Source organism: Nonomuraea sp. NPDC050153, assembly GCF_044460125.1.
Taxonomy (GTDB): domain Bacteria; phylum Actinomycetota; class Actinomycetes; order Streptosporangiales; family Streptosporangiaceae; genus Nonomuraea.
In genome coordinates this window covers 731,738-751,056 of the sequence record NZ_JBITJQ010000002.1, presented here as the reverse complement: position 1 = coordinate 751,056, position 19,319 = coordinate 731,738, and the positions used below count along the sequence as shown (strand labels likewise).

Below are 19,319 nucleotides of genomic sequence, written 5' to 3'. Positions count from 1 at the left end.
TGGTCAAGAGCTGACGGCGGTGAACGCGGCGTGCAGGGCCTTCGCGTCCGCCTCCGGGAGCAGGTCGCGGGCCGCCAGCCAGGCCGCCGCGCCCGCCGCGTCGCCCGCCGTCATGACGTTCTCGTCCGCCAGCAGCGTCACCGCCGCGTGGCGTACCGGACCCTCGCTGGTCAGCACGCTCCCGGCGAGCACCACCGGGCCGGACACGTGCACCCGCCCGAGCGTGGCGACCAGGCGCTCGGCCGCCTCCCGCGTGACCTTGAGCGCCGCCCCGTCGCCTGCCTCGGCGGCCCGGCTGACCAGCGAGGACAGCGCGGCCAGCCGCATGTGGTCGGCCTGTGCCAGCCGTACGATGCGGTCGGCGACGGCACGCGGCCCGGCGGGCCGCTCGTCGCCGAGGAAGTGCTCCACCACGAGCTCGGCCAGCGCTCCGGTGGGCGCCGCGCCGCGGTCGAGGGCGCCGACCACCTCCTTGACTGCCTGGCGGCCGATCCAGAAGCCCGACCCCTCGTCGCCCAGCAGCCAGCCCAGCCCGTCGGCGATGGCGTCGAGCCGGAAGTCCACGATCCTGGCCGCCACCGCGCCCGTGCCCGACAGCAGCAGCGAGCCGTCGGGCTCCGGCGAGCCCGCGGCGTAGGCGATGAGCGTGTCGCCCATGTAGCGCGGCCCCTCCGCGATGCCGTGCCCGGCCCAGACCTTCGCCAGCTCCGGCACCATCTCCGCCACGTGCCCCGACACCCCGGCCAGCGACGCGACGACCCGGCGGCCGTCGTGCGTCCCGAGCGCCTCACCGAGCGCGGCGGCCACGTTGGCCACGGCCTTGCCCAGCCCGTGAGCAGTGGGATTGCCCGCGCCGGCCCGCGCGTAGCCGACCCTGGTGCCGTCGAGCGCGTGGACGGCGACCCGCGTGGAGGTGGCCCCGGCGTCGACACCGACCACTAGCGATTCAGTCACGGTCCGAGTCTGGGGGTTGACGCGGACCGGAAGCAAGAATAATTTTCGCCAGAAGACCGGGTATTCGGAAGGAATATTCGTGACTTCAGGAGCGCTCGGGCGCGTCGAAACAGAACTACCCGGTTTGCCGGAGGCTTTGCGCAGGGTCGGCGAGGTGATTCTCGGCGATCCGGCCGAGGCTGCCCGCTCGACCATCATCGCGCTCGCCGAGCGGGCCGGCAGCTCACCCGCGACCGTGACCAGGTTCTGCCGGGCGTTCGGCTTCTCGGGGTACGCCGAGCTGCGTGTCGCGCTCGCCACCGAGACCGGCCGGGCCGCGCAGGCGGGCTGGGGCGCGGGCGTCGGCCACGAGATCGGCCCCGACGACCCGCTCGACTCGGCCATCGAGGTGATGGCCGCCGCCGACGCCAGGCTCATCCAGGACACCGCCGCGCAGCTCGACCTCGACGTCGTGGCCAAGGTGGCCGACGCGATCGTGGCCGCGCCGCGCGTGCTCCTGGTCGGCGTCTCCACCAGCGGCAACGTCGCCACCATGTTCGAGGGCCGGCTGCGCCGCATCGGCGTCCCCGGCTGGAGCGCCGGCGACGCGCACGTGGCCCTGTCGGAGGCGGCCCTGCTCAAGGGCGGCGACGTGGCCATCGGCATCAGCCACCGGGGCCGCACCCGGGAGGTCATGGAGGCGCTGGCCGAGGCCGGCAGCCACGGCGCGCTGACGGTCGCGGTCACCTCCTTCGCCCGCTCCCCGCTGGCCGAGCTGGCGGAGCTGGTGCTGACCACGGCCAGCAGGGAGACCACGTTCCGGCTCGGCGGGCTGGCCGCCGTCCATTCGCAGCTGTTCGTCCTGGACGCCGTGTACGTGGCGGTGGCCCAACGCACCTACGAACGCACCAACGAGGCCTTCGAACGCACGATCAGCGCCGTGGAGAGCCATCGGGTGGAGAGAGGCTGAATGACGTACGCAACCCAGGTCCTTGATCTGGCACGCCAGGTCGCGGAGAGCCAGGCCGAGCCGGTGAAGCGGGCGGCCGCGCTGGTCGTGGCCTCGATCCGGGCGGACGGCGTGGTCAACGCGTTCGGCTCGGGACATTCCGAGGCCATCGCCATGGAGATCGCCGGCCGGGCCGGCGGCCTCGTCCCCAGCAACCGCCTCTCGCCCAGGGACCTCGTCCTGTACGGGGGCCACCCGCCCGGCGTGCTGACCTCCGAGCTGGAGCGCGACCCGGCCATCGCGCACGAGATCTACGACCTGGCGCCGGTGGCGCCGCAGGACGTGTTCGTGCTGATCTCCAGCTCCGGCGTGAACGGCGCGGTCGTCGAGCTGGCCACGCTCGTCAAGGAACGCGGCCACCCGCTGATCGCGCTGACCTCGGTCAGGCACAGCACCCGGATGACCTCGCGCCACCCGTCGGGCCGCAAGTTGCTCGACCTGGCCGACGTCGTGCTGGACAACGGCGCGCCGTACGGCGACGCCATCCTCGAACTGCCCGGCGGCGGCACGTACGGTGCCGTGTCCACGGTCACCTCGGCGCTGCTCGCGCAGATGGTGGTCACCGAGGCGGTGGACGAGCTCGTGGCCATGGGCGAGACGCCCCCCGTCTACAAGTCGGTCAACGTGACCGGCGGCGACGAGCACAACAAGGCGCTGGAGAGCCGCTACGCAGGCCGTATCCGACGCGGATCATAGACAAGTCTGGAGCAGTCATATGGCTAACACCCCCCATATCAGCAGGCGCGAGCTCCTTCGCGGCGCCGCGCTCGTACCCGTGGCGGGCGCGCTGGCCGCCTGTGCCACGCCCGCCGCCAAGCCTGCCGCGTCGTCCTCGGCGGCGCCGGTCGCGACCAGCGCGGCCAATCCGTTCGGCATGGCGGACAACAAGCCGCTGGAGGTGTGGATCTTCGACGGCGGCTTCGGTCAGGACTACGCCAAGACCATCCACCAGCCGCTGTTCAAGACCAAGCACCCGAACGTCGAGATCAAGCACAACGCGACCAAGGAGATCACGAAGGTCCTCCAGCCGCGCTTCGCCGGGGGCAACCCGCCGGACGTGATCGACAACTCCGGCGCCAACGCCATGGACTTCGGCGCGCTCGCCCAGGACAGTCAGCTCCAGGACCTGACCCCGCTGCTCGACGCGCCCAGCTGGGACGACCCGAACACCAAGGTCCGCGACACCATCGACCAGGCCGTCATCGACCTCGGCACGTACGACGGCACCTTCAGCGTGCTCGGCTACGTGAACTACATCTTCGGCATCTGGTATTCGCAGAAGGCCTTCCGCGACAACGGCTGGGAGGCCCCGAAGACCTGGGACGAGTTCCTCAAGCTCTGCGAGACCATCAAGAAGTCCGGCAAGATGGCGCCTTTCACCTACGCCGGGAAGTTCCCGCAGTACCTGTACGAGCCGCTGCTCACCATGGCCGCCAAGATCGGCGGCGCCGAGGTGCTCGTCAACATCGACAACCTCGAGGACGGCGCCTGGAAAACCGACGCCATGAAGACCTCGGCCACCGCGTGGGCCGAGATCGGCGCCAAGTACCTCATGGAGGGCACCGCGGGCCTCGACCACGTGCAGACCCAGACGGCCCAGAACAAGTACAAGGTCGCCATGCTGCCCTCCGGCTCCTGGCTGGAGAACGAGCAGAAGACGACCACCCCGGCCGACTTCGAGTACGGCATGTTCCCGATCCCCGACTTCGGCGGCTCGGACAAGCTGCCGTACGGCACGCTGCACAGCCAGCCGAGCGAGAACTTCATCGTCCCCTCCAAGTCCGCCAACCCGCAGGGCGGCATGGAGTACCTGCGCGCCATGCTGTCGAAGAAGGCGGCGGGCGACTTCAGCGAGATGGTCAAGACGGTCTCCGTGGTCAAGGGCGCGGGCGAGGGGCGGAAGCTGTCGCCGGGCGCCGAGAGCGCGACCAAGGCGTTCGCCGCGGCCGGCACGAACGTCGTCTACTACCGCTGGCAGACCTGGTACGCCCAGCTCAAGGACGAGGCCATCGCCGCCACCGGCGAGCTGATGACCGGCGGGCTCAAGCCGGACGCCTACCTGGAGCGCCTGCAGAAGAAGGCCGACGAGCTCAAGAACGACTCCTCGATCAAGAAGTACAAGCGCTGATGATCTTCAACAGGTATCGCCGCGGGCTGTTCATCACCTCGTTCCTGGCAGCCCCGGTGATCCTCTACCTGGTTTACGTGATTTCGCCGTACATCCAGGCGTTCTACATCGCGATGACCGACTGGCGCGGGGTGACGGCCACGCCCACGTTCATCGGCCTGGACAACTTCAAGCGGCTCCTGGGCGACGGCACGTTCTGGAAGGCCGTCACGCACAACGGCGCGCTGCTCGTGCTGCTGCCGCTGATCACGATCGTCATCGCCCTGTTCTTCGCCTTCCTCCTCAACGTGGGCGGCGCGCAGGGCACGTCGGGGATCCGCGGGTCGAAGTTCTACCGCGTGGTGTTCTTCTTCCCGCAGGTCCTGGCCGTCGCGGTGGTGGCGGTGCTGTTCCAGCAGGTGTTCCGGCCGGACGGCAGCGGCATGCTGAACGGCCCGCTGATGGCGCTCGGCGTCAGGCCGATCGGCTTCCTGTCCGATCCCGACGTGGCGTTCTGGTCGGTGCTGGGCGTCATGGTGTGGCAGGCGGTCGGCTTCTACGTGGTGCTCTTCTCCGCCGGCCTGGCCTCCATCCCCAGGGACATGTTCGAGGCCGCGCAGATCGACGGGGCCGGCCGGGTGAGCCTGTTCTTCCGCATCACGCTGCCGCTGCTCTGGGACACCGTGCAGGTGGCCTGGGTCTATCTGGGGATCCTGGCGCTGGACGTGTTCGCGATCGTCTGGGTGATGACCGACCAGCACGGCGGCCCCGACTGGTCGACCACGGTCATGGCGGCCGAGATCTACCGCAACGCGTTCCAGTACTTCCGCTTCGGCTACGCCTCCGCCCTGGGCGTGATCATGTTCTTCTTCACCGTCGGCTTCGCGATCCTCTCGCTGCGCCTCTCGCGGCGCGAACGAATCGAGTACTGATGACAACGACGATCCCGTGGACGGCGGCGAACTCCCGCAGGCTCGCCCGCCAGGAGCGCAGGCGCCGGCTCGGCCCGCTGGGCGTGCTGACGCATGTCGCGCTGGTGATCTGGACGCTGCTGGTGATGGTGCCGATCCTGTGGACGTTCCTGGCCTCGGTCAAGAGCGAGGACGAGATCTTCGGCGACGCCTGGTCGCTGCCCGCCACGCTGCACTGGGACAACTTCGCCAGGGCCTGGGAGCAGGCGCACATCGGGCAGTACATGCTCAACAGCGTCATCGTCGTGTCGTTCAGCACGTTCGGGACGATGCTCATCGGGTCGATGGCGGCGTACGTGCTGGCGCGTTATCCCTTTCGCGGCAACCGGGCGATCTACCTGCTCTTCGTCTCGGGCCTGGCCTTTCCCGTCTACCTGGCCCTGACCCCGCTCTTCTTCGTCGTCCAGAACATGGGCAATGTGCCGCTCATCGGCCCCTTCATCGGCCTGAACACGCACGCGGGCCTGGTCCTGGTGTACATCGCGTACTCGATGCCGTTCACCGTCTTCTTCCTGTCGGCGTTCTTCCGCACGCTGCCCACGGCGGTGGGGGAGGCGGCCATGGTGGACGGCGCGTCGCACACCCGCGTCTTCTTCCAGATCATGCTGCCGATGGCCCGGCCGGGCATCATCAGCATCACGATCTTCAACATCCTGGGCCAGTGGAACCAGTACCAGCTGCCTCTGGTGCTGCTGCAGGAGCGCGACAAGTGGGTCCTCACCCAGGGCATCGCCGACATCTCCACCGCCGCCGGCTACGACCAGGACTGGTCCGCCCTCTTCGCCGCCCTGACCCTGGCGATCCTGCCGATGCTGGTGGTCTACACGGTCTTCCAGCGGCAGATCCAGAGCGGCCTGACCTCTGGAGCCCTGAAGTAGCCGGGCTTAGGCTGCGAGTGTGACTGGCGAAATCCGCGCGCTGCTGGCCCGCCATCTCCCCGACTACCGGGTGCGCTCCGTCGACCGGCTCGGCCAGGGCCTCGACAACACGGTGTACGAGGTCAACAACGAATTACTGGTACGCCGTAACAAGGCGACGACCCCCGAGGAGAACCGCCAGGAGGTCGCCCGCCTGGCGGCCCTCAGGGAGTTGTCCCCGCTGCCGGTCCCCGAGGTGGTCTTCGCCGACGACGAGTCGGGGGTGATCGCGTACAGCAAGCTCCCCGGAGAGCCCCTCAACCGGCGCCCGGTGGACGACCCCCGGCTCCTGGCCGAGCCCCTGGGCGAGTTCCTCAGCGCCCTGCACGGCGCCTCGCCCGAGCGGATGCGCGACCTCGCGCCGCTGGACGTCTACCCGGCGCCGACCCTCCTGCACGACGCCGAGCTCGACTACCGCGACGTCGAGGCCCACGTCCCGGAAGGGCAGCGCCACCTGGTGGAGCGCTTCCTCCGGGAGCCGCCGCCGGGCAAGCCCGGCTCGCTGCGCTTCTGCCACAACGACCTGGGCGCCGAGCACCTGCTGACGGACGCGGCCACCAGCACGATCACCGGCGTCATCGACTGGACCGACGCCGCCATCACCGACCCGGCCCACGACTTCGCCCTGATCCACCGCGACCTGGGGCCGGAGGTCTTCGAGCTGACGGTGTCGCACTACGCCTTCGACCTGGACGAGGACGACCGCGCCCGGGTGCTCTTCTACGCGAGGTGCGCGCTCATCGAGGACCTGGCCTACGGCCTGAGCACCGGCCCCCGCCAGTACGCCGAGGCCGCCCTCGCCCACCTGGCCTGGACGTTCTCGTAGGTTACGCAAGGCTCACCCACCCGTTGCCCGGCCCATCTCCTCACGCGAAAGGGAGGAGATACGTGACCTTCCACCTTTCGTGCCTGTCCTACCCGCGCAGCCATCCTTCGTGGTCGAGGAGGATAAGTGCACGGAGATGCGAAGCCCGTTCACAGTGGCATGGGATGACGATCAACGGGCGCTGCTGGAGCAGTTGGCTCCCCTCCGTCGGTGGGCCGAACGTAATCCACTGTCTGAAGACGACCCCGGCGGCATCGAGGATCTCGTGGAAGAGATGCGTCACCTCGCCGAGCATCGGGCGGAGGCGATCCGCTGCCTTTTGGAGCAGTAGGTGCCGGGCCCCTACATCGTCGGCCAGGAAGCGGGCCGCCGAGTTGTTCCAGGGCCTGTTCACCGTCGCTTGAATTCCTACTCGTTTGATAATCTCGGCACCATGCCTGAGATGTCGTACAGCATTGGTGAGGGTCCCTCGACCCGGGTGAGCCTCTCCCTGGCCGAAGGGACGGCTGAGGCGATCCGCCGCCGCGTGGGCAAGCGGGAGTTCTCCGCGTTCATCGCCGCGGCGGTGGAGCGCGAGCTGCGTGGCCAGATTCTGGACGAGTATCTGGCCGACTACGAGCGCCGCAACGGCCCTGTGCCGGCGGAGGAGCAGGAGCGCGCTCGCCAGGTGTTCGACGAGGTTTTCTCCGAGGAGGAGGCGTGGCGCGCCGCAGGTTGACGCATGAGGGGACTCTTGTCCTTGACTGCGAAGGGTTGTCGAAACTGCTCGCCGACCAGCCGTCCGTCGTCGCCATGGTCGCGGAGGCGCGAAGTCGTGGGATGGAAGTGGTGATCAGCGCCCTCACCATCATCGAGGCCGCCCACCGCCGGACGGATCAGTCCCGGCTCGCGTGGTTGTTGTCCGGCGTACGGATCGTCCACGTCGGGGAAGAGGAGGCGAGAGCCGCCTCGGCGATGCTGGTCGGGACCGGGCTACACGGTCACAAGTACGCGATCGACGCCGTGGTGGCGGAGATGGCGGTACGGCAGCGGCGGCCAGTCGTCCTGCTCACCTCCGACATCGACGACATGACCAAGCTCTGTGGTGAGCGCGTGCGACTCGTCGCGGTATAGCGGCGCAGGACGACTCTCGTCGGGAGAACCGTTCGCGGTGGGGAGCCGGCGCGTGGTCTGCTGCCGGGCATGACGTCGGCATGGGTGGGGCAGCGGGTACGGTTGCGGGCCATCGAGCCGGAGGACTGGGAGGCGTTCCACTCCTTTGACGAATACTCCGACGCGGTCAGGAACGGCCACCGGCTTCACCCGCCGCAGTGGGGTTCGTGGAGGAGGGCCGCCGGCGCAGGAGCCACTACGCCAACGGCCGTTACGACGACGAGTTCCTGTTCGGCATGACGATCGAGGAGTTCACCGAACTCCACGCCTAGCCACCCGCGCCCGCCCGCCTCACAGGTGGGCCAGCAGCCTGTCCAGCGGCCGCGGCACACGATCGAGATCGAGCGCCGCGACCAGCAGGGCGGAGTAGCGGATCTTGCGGCCGCTGCCCGCTCCCATGAACCGGCGCAGCTGGTCATGAGTGGTGCCTCCGCGCCACGCGGGTTGCCTCTGGAGCGTGCGGAACGACCGGAGCTCGCCCTCGGCGTCGACGACGCGCTCGACGGCGTCGGTGCCGAGGGTGCGGATCAGCTCGTCCTCCAGGTCGGCGACGCACACGAAGAACCCGAGCGCCTCCAGATCGGATCCGAGGCCGGCCCGCTCCAGGCCCCTGCGGAAGTCGTCTTCCTCCCCGGCGTCGTACAGACCGGCCAGCCGGAGGCCGCGGCCGGGAGGGCCGAACCTGCCGGCGTACGTCCCGATGTTCGTGGCACCGCCCATCGCCACGAGGGAGATGCCTTCGGCCGCCAGGTTCCGGCCACGGCGCTCGGCCAGCGTTTCGACGGCCGACTTGTCGCTGACCCCCTCGACCAGGACCACGGTATGCGTGTCGCTCACGAGCCCAGCCTGGCACCGGACCCTGGAGAGGTTCATCCAGTTTTATGCGCCGGAGGGCTCAAGGTCCGCCCGCACCCGCCGCGTGGCCGCGACCACGTTCGCCAGCGACGCCTCTACCTCCTCGTACGTACGGGTCTTCAGCCCGCAGTCCGGGTTGACCCAGACCTGCTCCGCCGGCAGCGCCGACAGCGTCCGGCGCAGCAGGTCCTCGACCTCCGCGGTCGCGGGCACCCGCGGCGAGTGGATGTCGTAGACGCCGGGCCCGAGCCCCCGCCCGAAGGTCCCGACCGTGCCGAGGATGCGCGCGCCCGAGCGGGCCGACTCGATGGTGGTCACGTCGGCGTCCAGGCCGTCGATGGCGGCCAGGATCTGGTCGGCGTCCGAGTAGCACAGGTGCGTGTGGATCTGGGTGCGGTCGCCGGCCCCCGACGTGGCCCGGCGGTAGGCGGCCACCGCCCACTCCAGGTAGTCGGCCTGCGCGGCCCGGCGCAGCGGGAGCAGCTCGCGCAGGGCGGGTTCGTCCACCTGGATGACCGACACCCCGGCGGCCTCCAGGTCGCGGACCTCCTCCCGCACGGCGTCCGCCACCTGGAACACGACGTCGCGCAGCGGCAGGTCGTCGCGGATGAAGGACCAGGCCACGATGGTGACGGGGCCGGTGAGCATGCCCTTGACCGGCTTGTCCGTGAGCGACTGCGCGTACGTGGCCCACCGCACGGTGATCGGCGACGGGCGGCCGACGTCCCCGTGCAGGATCGGCGGGCGGGTGCAGCGGGAGCCGTACGACTGGACCCAGCCGTTCCTGGTGACGGCGAACCCGTCGAGGTGCTCGGCGAAGTACTGCACCATGTCGTTGCGCTCGGGCTCCCCGTGCACCAGGACGTCGAGCCCGAGGCGCTCCTGCACCCGGATGACGCGCTCGATCTCGGCCTCGACCTGCCGCTCGTAGCCGGCCTGCGAGAGCGTGCCCGAAGCCACCGCGGCCCGCGCGGCGCGCAGCGAGCCGGTCTGCGGGAACGAGCCGATCGTGGTGATCGGCAGCGCGGGCAGTCGCAGGTGCTCGGCCTGAGCCGCCGCCCGCACCGCGTACGGGCTGCGCTCCTCCGGCACCACGGGCGCGGGCAGCGCCACGGAGGGCGCGGTGTGGGGGGCGTCCCGCAGCGGGGAACGCGCGAGCGCCACCACCTCCGCCACCTTCTGCTCCGCGAACGCCAGCCGCCCCTTCAGCGCGGGGTCCAGGTCCGGCTCGGCCTCCACGTCGTAGGGCACGTGCAGCAGCGAGCACGACGTGCTGACCACCACCTCCGAAGCGCGCACGGCGCCCAGGGCGGCCAGGGCGCGGCCGGGCGGGGTGCGCCACACGTCGCGCCCGGACACCACGCCCGCCACCACGGTCTTGCCGGTCAGGTCGAGCGCGGGCACGGCGCCTCTTACGAGGTCGATCCCGATGGCCTCCACCGGGGTCTCGGCCAGGACCGGGAGAGCCTCCCCGAGGTCGCCGAAGTAGGAGGCCACGAAGAGGCCGGGCCGGGTGGCGAGGGAGCCGAGCCGGGAGTAGGCGGTGCGCACGGCGGCCAGCTCTTCCGCGGTCCGGTCGCCCACCAGCGCGGGCTCGTCGAGCTGCACCCAGGCCACCCCCTCGGCGGCCAGCGCGGACAGCAGCTCCTCGTAGCAGGCCAGCACGTCGTCCAGCCGCTCCAGCGCCGACCCCAGCAGCAGGAACGTCACCGGCCCCACCACCACGGGCCGCGTCTCGTGGCCCAGCGCCCGCGCCTCGCGCACCTCGGAGAGCGGCTTGGCCGCGTCCAGCTTGAACACGGTGTCGGGGCCGATCTCCGGCACGATGTAGTGGTAGTTCGTGTCGAACCACTTCGTCATCCGCAGCGGCGCCAGCCCCTCGGTGCCCCTGGCCATCGCGAAGTAGGGGTCGCCGGCCTCGCGGTAGCGCGCCGGCACCGCGCCCAGCAGCACCGCGGTGTCCAGCACCTGGTCATACAGGGAGAACGTGTTGGACGGCAGCCCTTCCAGCCCCAGCTCGGCCAGCCTGCGCCAGGTCCGCTCCCTGATGTCGGCCCCGACCCGTTCGAGCTCCGCCCGGCTCGACCGCCCGTCCCAGTACGACTCCAGCGCCCGCTTCAGCTCCCGCCGCGGCCCGATCCTCGGGTATCCGAGCACCGTGGACACGGGGAAGGGGGACTTGGGGAATGGCGACATGTCTCTGGCTCCCTTGATCTCGTTCGGCTGATCGCAGGCATCCTGCCGAGCACCCGGGAGCTCGTGCATCATGGATTGGTGCTGCTTATGCTCAAGGAGATGCACTGCTTCGCCAAGGTCGCGGAGCGGCTCAGCTTCTCCAGAGCCGCCGCCGACCTGGGGATGTCCCAGCCCGCCATGAGCCAGGCCATCACCCGGCTCGAACGCGCGGCCGGGGTCAGGCTCTTCGAGCGGACCGCCCGTGACGTGCGGCTGACGGCGGAGGGCAAGGCGCTGCTGCCGTACGCGGAGCAGGTGATCGAGTCGGTCCGGGCCTTCGAGGCCGAGTCGGCACGGCTGGCGAGGCCGACCATTCATCTGGCTTATCCACCGCTCGTCGGGACGCTGGCGGCGCGGATCGTCAGGCGGCTGGCGGGCCGCACTCCGGCGATCGGCGTGGAGCTGCGGGCGGCGGGCCGGGGCGCGGCGGTGCAGGCGCTGGCGGGGGGCGAGGTCTCGGCCGCGATCCTGGCGACTCCGGCGCCGGCGCAGTTCGTGACGGCGGCCAGGTTTCACGTCACGGTCGACCACCTGGCCGTTCCAGCGGGTCACCGGCTGGCCGCCCGGCCCAAGGTCGCCCCGGCCGAGCTGGGCGGGCAGGTGCTGCTCACGCCGGGCAGCCGCCCGTGGCCGGGGCTGCCGGGGCGCTCGCGCATGGCGGCCGACGACGACTTCGCCGCCGCGCTCGACCTGGTGGCCGCGGGCGCCGGGCTGCTGCCGATCCCGCAGCTCCTGGCCAGGACCATCCGGCGGGACGACGTGCGCTTCGTGCCGCTGGACGCCGGCGACCTGCGCATCACGTACGCGCTGGCCTGGTCGAAGGAGCGCGTCACGCCGGAGCTGATGGCCCTGGTGCAGGCCGTTCAGGACGCCCTGTGGACCAGGTGAGAGGGGGGACTAGGTGACGGAGAGGTTCTTCAGGGCCTCGCGGCGGCTGAGGCCCGTGATGCCCTTGGCGTTCACGTAGCGCAGCACTTCGCTGGGATTGGTCTTGGCGAACTCGCGTAACGCCCAGCCGATCGCCTTGCGTGCGAAGAAGTCGTTGTCCGACAGGCTCGGGTCGATGCACGCGAAGAGCAGGGCCGTGTCGGTGCGCTCCTTGAACCGGTTCTGGCTGAGGATCGCGGTGCGCCGCTTCCACAGGTCGTCGTCGTGCGCCCACTCCAGCATGAGCGGCCGCATCGAGTCGGGGTAGGTGGCCAGCAGCCCGCCGACGCGGTGGGTGGCCAACTCGTCGACGAGGTCCCACCAGGCCCCGGTGACGATCATCTCCTCGTACATCGGCACCGTGTAGAGGGTCTGGTAGTCGCGGTAGAGGTGGTAGCCGGACAGCTCGACGGCGGCGTAGCGCTCCTCGCGGTATTCGGCCTCCCGCCACAGCGCCAGCACGGCCTTCCGCCACGCGGGCGCGCTCTCCAGCCGGTGCTCGGCGAACACCCGCCGCAGCGCCGCCCGCCGGCGCACCGCCTGGACGCCCAGGAACGGCATCGCCGACTTCATGTACGCGCGCATCGCCTCGGCCTTGCCGGGCTCCGCGACCTCCTGCAGTGCCAGCCGCACCGCCTTGTCGAGGCTCATCCCTTTTGCGTGGTGCGCTCGCCCGTGGCGAGGCCGTCGAACAGCACGGTGATGTAGTGCTCGGCCAGCCCCGTCGTGTTGAGCCTGCCGCCGGGGCGGAACCAGCGCACCGCGACCCAGATCGTGTCGCGGATCATCCGGTACGTCAGCTTCGGATCGACGTCGGACCTGAACAGCCCGGCTGCCTGGCCCGCCTTGATCTGCGTCACCCAGATCTGCTCGACCTCGTCCTCGGCCTTGACCAGGTAGTTGAATCGCTCGAACTGCCGCAGGTAGTTCCAGTCGTTCTGCATGACGGTGATGGCGGCGCGGTGCGGCTCCAGCGTGCCGAAGCCGATGCGGACCATCTCCGACAGCACCGTGCGGGCGTCGGCGCTGGTGTCGACCGCCGCGCGGTAGCGGGCGATGAGATCGTCGAGGAAGGTGGACAACACCTCGTCGACGATCGTCTCCTTGGAGTCGAAGTGGTGGTAGAGACTTCCGGAGAGGATGCCTGCCTCGTCGGCGATCTCACGTACTGTCGTGGCCTGGAAGCCCTTGCGTGCGAAGAGCTCCGCGGCGAGCTTGACGAGGTGGTCGCGGCGCTCGGAGGCGGACCCCGATGAGCTCGCTCGCTGGCGCTTGGCCGGGGTTGTGGTGGTGCCGGAGTTCTTACGCGTGGTCACGACACCATTATGAGCCCTCGCACAATCGCTTGTTCACCTAACTGACGCAGCTCATGCGGCATTCCGTGTCGTACCAAGCGCTTGCTACGATGTGGAGATGGCAAACGAGGCGTACATCGTCGGAGCCGTCCGCACCCCCGTCACGCGCAGGAACGGCGGCCTGGCCGGCGCCCACCCCGCCGATCTCGGCGCGCACGTGCTCAGGGAGCTGATGCACCGGACGGACGCCGCCCCGGCGGCCGTCGATGACGTGATCTTCGGTTGCGTGGACACGATCGGCCCGCAGGCCGGGGACGTCGCCCGCACCTGCTGGCTCGCGGCCGGGCTCCCCGAGGAGGTGCCCGGCGTCACGGTGGACCGCCAGTGCGGCTCGTCCCAGCAGGCGCTGCACTTCGCCGCCCAGGCCGTGCTGTCCGGCACCAGCGACCTGGTGGTGGCCGGCGGCGTGCAGAACATGAGCATGATCCCCATCTCGGCCGCGATGCTCGCGGGCCGCGCGTACGGCCACGAGACGCCGTTCGGCGGGTCCAAGGGCTGGGCCGAGCGGTACGGCACGCAGGAGGTCTCCCAGTTCACCGGCGCCGAGCAGATGGCCGCCACCTGGGACCTCTCGCGCGAGGAGATGGAGCGGTACGCGTACGAGTCGCACCGCCGGGCCCTGCGCGCCATCGACGCCGGGCGCTTCGTGCGCGAGATCGCCCCCTACGAGGGCGTGACCACGGACGAGTGCCCGCGCGGGGACACCACGCTGGAGCGGATGGCCGGGCTCAAGCCCCTGGTCGAGGGCGGCCGGCTCACCGCGGCCCTGGCGTCCCAGATCTCCGACGGCGCGGCGGCCCTGCTCGTCGCCTCGCCCAGGGCCGTACGGGAGCACGGCCTGACCCCGCGCGCCCGCGTGCACCACCTGTCGGCCCGCGGCGGCGACCCGATCGTGATGCTCTCCGCCCCCATCCCGGCCACCGCCCACGCCCTCGGCATGACCGGCCTGGCCATCGACGACTTCGACGCGATCGAGATCAACGAGGCGTTCGCGCCGGTCGTGCTGGCCTGGATCAAGGAGACCGGCGCCGACCCCGCCAAGGTGAACCCGAACGGCGGCGCCATCGCGCTCGGCCACCCGCTCGGCGCGACCGGAGCCGTGCTGGCGGTGAAGCTGCTGCACGAGCTGGAGCGCACGGGCGGACGGTACGGCCTGCAGACCATGTGCGAGGGTGGTGGGCAGGCGAACGTCACCGTCATCGAGCGGCTGCCCTCCTGAAAAGGAAGGCGCTGACATCAGAAAATGACTCTAGCAAATAGGAAACTTTCCTATTAGATTTCGGGTCATGCCCTTGAGCGGTGACCTGCTTCGCCTTGCCGACGCCGTCCTCCTGCCCGGTTTCGCCGGGCACACGCCTCCCGACTGGCTGCGCCGCAGGCTCGGCGAGGGGCTGGCCGGCGTGGTGCTGTTCTCGCGCAACATCGCCGGCCCGGATCAGCTGGCCCGGCTGACCGCCGCGCTGCGCGCGGAGAACCCCTCGGCGCTCGTCGGCACCGACGAGGAGTCGGGGGAGGTCACGCGGCTGGAGGTGGCCACGGGGAGCAGCCGCCCCGGTGCGTACGCGCTGGGCGTCGTGGACGACGTGGCCCTGACCGAGGCCCTGGCCAGGGACCTCGGGGGCGACCTGGCGGCGGCGGGCATCACGATCGACTTCGCCCCCTCGGCCGACGTGAACTCCAACCCGGACAACCCGGTCATCGGCCTGCGGGCCTTCGGCGCGGACCCGGCCCTGGTGTCCCGGCACACCAGGGCGTTCGTCCGCGGGTTGCAGTCGGCGGGCGTGGCCGCGTGCGCCAAGCACTTCCCCGGGCACGGGGACACCTCGGTCGACTCGCATCACGGCGTGCCCGTGGTGGCCGGCGACGGGATCGAGGACGCGCTGCTCCCTTTCCGGGAGGCGATCAAGGAGGGCGTCCGGGCCGTCATGACCGGCCACCTGCTCGTGTCCCCGTACGACGCCGGGTTGCCCGCCACGCTCAGCCCCAAGGTGCTCACCGGGCTGCTGCGGGAGGAGCTCGGGTTCGAAGGGATGATCGTCACTGACGGCATCGAGATGGCCGCGGTGTCGGGGGCGTACGGGATCGGGGGCGCCTCCGCCCGTGCCATCGCCGCGGGGGCCGACGCGATCTGCGTGGGCGGCGAGCGGGCCGACGAGGCCACCGCCGCCGGCATCCGCGACGCCATCGCCGCGGCGGTGACCCAGGGACTGCTGCCCGAGGAGCGGCTGGCCGACGCCGCTCGTAGGGTCCGCGAGCTGGCCTCATGGGCCGCCTCCTCGGGCAGCCAGGCGTCCCGCGACGGCTCCCCGGGCGGCCGGCCATCCCATGACGGCTCCGTCGGCCTGACCGCCGCGCGCCGGGCGATCCGGATCACCCGCCGCTCCACCGCCCCCGTGCTGCCGCTGACCTCGGCCGCGTCAGTGGTGGAGCTGGCCCCGGAGATGAACCTGGCCATCGACAAGCACACGCCGTGGGGCGTCGGCGAGCCGCTCGCCCGCCTGCTGCCGGGCACGGTGGTGACGCGGCTGGCGGTGGGGGACTCGACGGGTTCGGAGCTGGAGCGCCTGCTCGCGGAGTCCGCCGGACGGCCGCTGGTGGTCGCGGTCCGGGACGTGCACCGCCATGCCTGGCAGGAGCAGGCGCTGCGGCACCTGCTCAGCGCCCGGCCCGACGCCGTGGTGGTGGAGATGGGGCTGCCCGAACGGTCCGATCTGGGCGCCGTGCACATCGCCACGTACGGCTCCGCCCGGGTCTGCGGGCAGGCCGCGGCCGAGGTGCTCACCGGCGCTCACCGGTAGGGCCTGACCGGTGGGGTGCGATCGGTAGGGTGTGATCCCGTGAACTTCGACGGCGAGGATCTTTCACGCAAAGCGCTGGCCGACCGGCTCCCGGCGGACGAGACGCACGTTTTCCGCGAGTGCGACCTGACGGAGACCGATCTGTGGGGCGCCCCGCTGGCGGGGGCCAGGTTCGAGTCGTGCGTGCTGGACCAGACCGACTTCCGCAAGGCCGACCTCGACGGGGCCTCGTTCACGGGCGGGGGCGGGATGCGGACCCGCTTCAACGACGCCGACCTCATCGACGTGACGTTCACCGACGTGGACCTGTCCTCGGCCCAGTTCGGCGGCGCGCTCCTCACGGACGTCTCCTTCACGGGGTGCCGCATGATCGGCACCGCCCTGACGGCCTCGCGCGGCACCGGCTTCAAGATCGCCCGCTCCAACCTGACCCTGGCCAACCTCGGCGGGTGTTCCCTGCGCGGGGAGGTCATCGAGGGAGTCCGCTTCGACGACGCCGACCTGTCGGGGTGCGACTTCACGGAGGCCACGTTCAGCGACTGCCGGCTGATCGGGACGCGCCTGCTCCAGACCAAGTTCAACAAGGCCGATCTGCGCGGCGCCGACCTGGGCGAGCCGGACGACGCGAAGCTGCGGGCGTTCGCGGGCGCCATCATCAACCAGGCCCAGGCCAACGCCATCCTGGCGGCCCGCGGCATCACCGTGCTCTGACCCCGCCGCCTCAGCGCTCCTCGCGCACGCGGCCCAGGTGGGAGAGCGCGGTCTCGGCCTCGGTCATGACGCGCTCGATCAGCTCCCGGCAGGACGGCAGGTCGTCGATCACGCCCACCACCTGGCCAGAGGCCATCACCCCGAGGTCCGCCCTGCCCTCCACCATCGCCGCCCGCAACAGCACCGGCGTGTTGGCCGCCTGCAGGACCTGGGCCCAGGTCAGGTCGCGCGCCTGCCTCATCCGGCGGCCCTCGCGCAGCATCTCGCCCCACGACAGCCCCGACAGCCGCTTGAACCTGGCCCCGTTCATCACCGCCCGCACCAGGCGCGAGCGCTCCAGCGACGTCACGAACGGGGTCAGCAGGACCCGGTGGGGCACCCCGTCCACCTTGGTCGTGACGACCGTGTCCCTCGTCGCCAGATAGAGCTTCTTCACCTCGTCGGGCACGGGGGAGTCGCTCGTCAGCAGGAACCTGGTCCCCATGGCGATCCCGCAGGCCCCGTACGCCAGCGCCGCCACCAGACCGCGCCCGTCGAAGAAGCCCCCGGCCGCGATCACCGGGATGTCCACCGCGTCCACGACCTGGGGCAGCAGCAAGGTCGTGGCGACGGAGCCGGTGTGACCGCCGCCCTCGCCGCCCTGGACGATCACCGCGTCCACGCCCCAGCCCGCCACCTTCTCGGCGTGCCGGCGCGCCCCGACCGACGGGATCGTGACCACGCCCGCGTCCTTGAGCCGGGCGATCAGGTCCCGCTCGGGCGCCATCGCGAACGACGCCACCCGCACGCCCTCCCTGATCAGCACCTCGATCCGCGTGGCGGCGTCGTCGGCGTCGGAACGGAGGTTCACGCCGAACGGCGCGTCCGTGCGCTCCTTCACCCGCCTGATCGCCGCGGTCATCTCGGCCACCGACATCGTCGCGGCGCCGATCACGCCGAGCCCGCCGGCCTGGGAGGTGGCCGCCGCCAGCCGGGCGCCCGCGACGTACCCCATGCCGGTCTGCACGATCGGGTGGCGGCACCCGACCAGGGACGTCAGCGCGGTCCTCACGCGAGCTCCCGGTCCCGCAGGCGTCCGGGGTCGAGCCGGTCCAGGACCTCCATCTCCTCGACGGTCGGCCCGCGCGTCTGGGGGACGTGCTCAGGAATGTCGAGCTCGAAGCCGGTCGCCGCCACCACGTCGTCCACCTGGACCCCGGGGTGCGTCGACACCAAGCGCATGGACCCGCCGGGGGTGCGGAAGTCGAGGACGGCCAGGTTCGTGACCACGCGGCGCAGGTCGAAGGCGCCCCTGTCGGTCCCGACCCCGCTGACCAGGTCCACCGCGGGCACGAACACCCGGCGGGAGTGGCGGGGGATCCAGTAGCTGGTCGGGTCGCAGCGGGTGTTCCCCGGCGCGCCCCGCACGCCCAGCAGTTGCGCCTTGGGCCGGGCCCAGTCGCCGATGCAGGAGATGTTCGTGTTGCCGTGCCGGTCGATCTGGCTCGCTCCGAGCATGACGTGGCGGCGCCCGTTCAGCACCAGCCACAGGTGCTCCCGGAACGGCAGCCACCCCTCGACCACCTCGGGCACCTCGCCCAGCGCGGGCACGTCGCCGGTGAGCAGGCAGGTGCCGTCGTGCGTGAGCAGTTCCGGCTCGAACGTCAGCCGCGCCAGCCGCGCCGCCAGCACCGTGACCGGCCCGCCGATGCCGGCCGCCACGATCTCGCCGTCGCCCCGGAACGCCTCCGCGCACGCCACCACGCACACGTCAGCCCTGCTGCTCATCGAACTCCTCCCAGGGCGTCTCCACGTAACGTCGCTGCAGCGCCTCGTCGCGCACGTAGTCGGGCTCGCACGAGGTGAAGCCGGCCCCGCCGGGCGCCTCCACCACCCCCGCCACCATCGACCGGCTGATCAGCAGCGACTGCACGGGTCCTTCCTTCAGCAGGTTCTCCACGACCTGCTCGCACGAGACGTAGCACCGCCGCGCCGCCTTGGCGTAGAGGTCGTCGAAGTACGGGTCGGGCCCCAGGTACTGGGCGTTGCCCCGCGCGTCGGCCCGGTTCAGGTGGACCAGGGCCACGTCCATGGTCAGCGCGGGCACCGCGACCAGCTCCTCCCCGTCCGCGTACGGCGACCGCACCGTCCGCAGCCCGGGGTTGACGCGCAGCACGTCCGACCCCAGCCCCGCCCGCGTCGGCAGGAACGGCAGCCGGTGCGCCCCCGCGAGCAGCCCGAACATGAACATGCCCTCGTCGTACTCCACGAACTCGATCTCCCCGGCCTGCCTGGCCCGCCGGAAATGGGGCTCCAGGGGGATGGAGTCGAGCGTGACGAACGGGGCCACGACCTTGCGCACCTTCTTCGCCGCGCACAACATGCCCACGTCGGGACCGCCGTACGAGACGATCGTGAGGTCGGTGGCGGGGGAGCGCAGGAGGGCGTGGACGAGGGCCATCGGCTTGCGCCGCGAGCCCCAGCCGCCGATCCCGATCGTCATCCCGCTCTCGACCGTGCCCGCGACCTCCTCGGCCGACATCA

21 protein-coding genes are annotated in these 19,319 nt (G+C 71.1%); 13 read left to right on the top strand and 8 right to left on the bottom strand.

Annotated elements, in window-relative coordinates:
* Positions 1 to 3 precede the first annotated feature (3 nt).
* Positions 4 to 954, bottom strand: a complete 951-nt coding sequence (locus ACIBQ1_RS07705; protein ID WP_397275338.1) for an N-acetylglucosamine kinase — start codon at positions 952 to 954, stop codon at positions 4 to 6.
* Between the two features lie 79 nt (positions 955 to 1,033).
* Here ACIBQ1_RS07705 and ACIBQ1_RS07700 point away from each other — a divergent pair, with 79 nt between their 5' ends.
* The 9 genes from ACIBQ1_RS07700 to ACIBQ1_RS07660 all read left to right on the top strand — a co-directional run bounded on the left by ACIBQ1_RS07700 (position 1,034) and on the right by ACIBQ1_RS07660 (position 7,876).
* Positions 1,034 to 1,903, top strand: coding sequence for a MurR/RpiR family transcriptional regulator (locus ACIBQ1_RS07700; protein WP_397275337.1), 870 nt, complete (start codon positions 1,034 to 1,036; stop codon positions 1,901 to 1,903).
* The gene (locus ACIBQ1_RS07695) at positions 1,904 to 2,638 is read left to right on the top strand and encodes a sugar isomerase domain-containing protein (RefSeq protein WP_397275336.1); all 735 of its coding nucleotides are present in this window, start codon (positions 1,904 to 1,906) and stop codon (positions 2,636 to 2,638) included.
* A 19-nt stretch (positions 2,639 to 2,657) separates the two neighbouring features.
* The gene (ngcE, locus tag ACIBQ1_RS07690) at positions 2,658 to 4,070 is read left to right on the top strand and encodes an N-acetylglucosamine/diacetylchitobiose ABC transporter substrate-binding protein (RefSeq protein ID WP_397275334.1); all 1,413 of its coding nucleotides are present in this window, start codon (positions 2,658 to 2,660) and stop codon (positions 4,068 to 4,070) included.
* Positions 4,070 to 4,981 carry a carbohydrate ABC transporter permease gene (locus tag ACIBQ1_RS07685; protein WP_397275332.1) on the top strand — a complete coding sequence of 304 codons (912 nt, stop codon included), beginning with the start codon at positions 4,070 to 4,072 and terminating at the stop codon, positions 4,979 to 4,981. Before ngcE ends, ACIBQ1_RS07685 begins: the two co-directional genes overlap by 1 nt.
* Positions 4,981 to 5,898 (top strand): carbohydrate ABC transporter permease, encoded by a 918-nt coding sequence (locus ACIBQ1_RS07680; RefSeq protein WP_397275331.1) that lies wholly within the window; start codon positions 4,981 to 4,983, stop codon positions 5,896 to 5,898. The genes ACIBQ1_RS07685 and ACIBQ1_RS07680 overlap by 1 nt, the downstream gene beginning before the upstream one ends.
* A gap of 19 nt (positions 5,899 to 5,917) precedes the next feature.
* On the top strand, positions 5,918 to 6,763 hold the full coding sequence (locus ACIBQ1_RS07675) for a phosphotransferase family protein (protein WP_397275329.1): 846 nt from the start codon (positions 5,918 to 5,920) through the stop codon (positions 6,761 to 6,763).
* Between the two features lie 109 nt (positions 6,764 to 6,872).
* Positions 6,873 to 7,094 carry a hypothetical protein gene (locus ACIBQ1_RS07670; protein ID WP_397275328.1) on the top strand — a complete coding sequence of 74 codons (222 nt, stop codon included), beginning with the start codon at positions 6,873 to 6,875 and terminating at the stop codon, positions 7,092 to 7,094.
* A 111-nt stretch (positions 7,095 to 7,205) separates the two neighbouring features.
* Positions 7,206 to 7,481 (top strand): hypothetical protein, encoded by a 276-nt coding sequence (locus ACIBQ1_RS07665; RefSeq protein ID WP_397275326.1) that lies wholly within the window; start codon positions 7,206 to 7,208, stop codon positions 7,479 to 7,481.
* 35 nt (positions 7,482 to 7,516) lie between these two features.
* Positions 7,517 to 7,876 carry a DNA-binding protein gene (locus ACIBQ1_RS07660; RefSeq protein WP_397275324.1) on the top strand — a complete coding sequence of 120 codons (360 nt, stop codon included), beginning with the start codon at positions 7,517 to 7,519 and terminating at the stop codon, positions 7,874 to 7,876.
* A 330-nt stretch (positions 7,877 to 8,206) separates the two neighbouring features.
* Here the strand turns inward: ACIBQ1_RS07660 and ACIBQ1_RS07655 are convergent, their stop codons facing one another.
* Together ACIBQ1_RS07655 and metE are read right to left on the bottom strand one after the other, a co-directional pair.
* On the bottom strand, positions 8,207 to 8,752 hold the full coding sequence (locus ACIBQ1_RS07655) for a TOPRIM nucleotidyl transferase/hydrolase domain-containing protein (RefSeq protein WP_397275322.1): 546 nt from the start codon (positions 8,750 to 8,752) through the stop codon (positions 8,207 to 8,209).
* A 42-nt stretch (positions 8,753 to 8,794) separates the two neighbouring features.
* Entirely contained in the window at positions 8,795 to 10,966 is a 2,172-nt protein-coding gene (metE, locus tag ACIBQ1_RS07650) for a 5-methyltetrahydropteroyltriglutamate--homocysteine S-methyltransferase (protein ID WP_397275320.1), read from the bottom strand.
* Positions 10,967 to 11,053: 87 nt separating this feature from the next.
* Between metE and ACIBQ1_RS07645 the strand changes: the two genes are divergently transcribed.
* Complete coding sequence (locus tag ACIBQ1_RS07645; RefSeq protein ID WP_397275557.1) at positions 11,054 to 11,893, top strand: LysR family transcriptional regulator; 840 nt, start codon at positions 11,054 to 11,056, stop codon at positions 11,891 to 11,893.
* Between the two features lie 9 nt (positions 11,894 to 11,902).
* Here ACIBQ1_RS07645 and ACIBQ1_RS07640 read toward each other — a convergent pair whose 3' ends face one another.
* Both ACIBQ1_RS07640 and ACIBQ1_RS07635 read right to left on the bottom strand, forming a co-directional pair.
* Positions 11,903 to 12,583, bottom strand: a complete 681-nt coding sequence (locus ACIBQ1_RS07640; RefSeq protein WP_397275318.1) for a DNA alkylation repair protein — start codon at positions 12,581 to 12,583, stop codon at positions 11,903 to 11,905.
* A complete protein-coding gene (locus ACIBQ1_RS07635) occupies positions 12,580 to 13,248 on the bottom strand; it encodes a TetR/AcrR family transcriptional regulator (protein WP_397275316.1) in 669 nt (222 codons plus the stop codon). The genes ACIBQ1_RS07640 and ACIBQ1_RS07635 overlap by 4 nt, the downstream gene beginning before the upstream one ends.
* Before the next feature lie 97 nt (positions 13,249 to 13,345).
* On the opposite strand from ACIBQ1_RS07635, the gene ACIBQ1_RS07630 reads away from it, so the two are divergent.
* From ACIBQ1_RS07630 to ACIBQ1_RS07620, 3 genes are all read left to right on the top strand, one after another.
* Positions 13,346 to 14,506 (top strand): acetyl-CoA C-acetyltransferase, encoded by a 1,161-nt coding sequence (locus tag ACIBQ1_RS07630; RefSeq protein WP_397275314.1) that lies wholly within the window; start codon positions 13,346 to 13,348, stop codon positions 14,504 to 14,506.
* Positions 14,507 to 14,573: 67 nt separating this feature from the next.
* Positions 14,574 to 16,085 carry a glycoside hydrolase family 3 protein gene (locus tag ACIBQ1_RS07625; RefSeq protein WP_397275313.1) on the top strand — a complete coding sequence of 504 codons (1,512 nt, stop codon included), beginning with the start codon at positions 14,574 to 14,576 and terminating at the stop codon, positions 16,083 to 16,085.
* A gap of 39 nt (positions 16,086 to 16,124) precedes the next feature.
* Positions 16,125 to 16,796: a pentapeptide repeat-containing protein gene (locus ACIBQ1_RS07620; RefSeq protein WP_397275311.1), complete on the top strand. Its 672-nt coding sequence runs from the start codon at positions 16,125 to 16,127 to the stop codon at positions 16,794 to 16,796.
* A gap of 10 nt (positions 16,797 to 16,806) precedes the next feature.
* Here ACIBQ1_RS07620 and ACIBQ1_RS07615 read toward each other — a convergent pair whose 3' ends face one another.
* The 3 genes from ACIBQ1_RS07615 to ACIBQ1_RS07605 are packed head-to-tail and all read right to left on the bottom strand — an operon-like array spanning position 16,807 to position 19,317.
* Positions 16,807 to 17,847 (bottom strand): NAD(P)H-dependent flavin oxidoreductase, encoded by a 1,041-nt coding sequence (locus tag ACIBQ1_RS07615; protein ID WP_397275309.1) that lies wholly within the window; start codon positions 17,845 to 17,847, stop codon positions 16,807 to 16,809.
* On the bottom strand, positions 17,844 to 18,563 hold the full coding sequence (locus ACIBQ1_RS07610) for a CoA-transferase subunit beta (protein ID WP_397275308.1): 720 nt from the start codon (positions 18,561 to 18,563) through the stop codon (positions 17,844 to 17,846). The genes ACIBQ1_RS07615 and ACIBQ1_RS07610 overlap by 4 nt, the downstream gene beginning before the upstream one ends.
* Positions 18,547 to 19,317, bottom strand: a complete 771-nt coding sequence (locus tag ACIBQ1_RS07605; protein WP_397275555.1) for a CoA transferase subunit A — start codon at positions 19,315 to 19,317, stop codon at positions 18,547 to 18,549. Before ACIBQ1_RS07605 ends, ACIBQ1_RS07610 begins: the two co-directional genes overlap by 17 nt.
* Positions 19,318 to 19,319 lie beyond the last annotated feature (2 nt).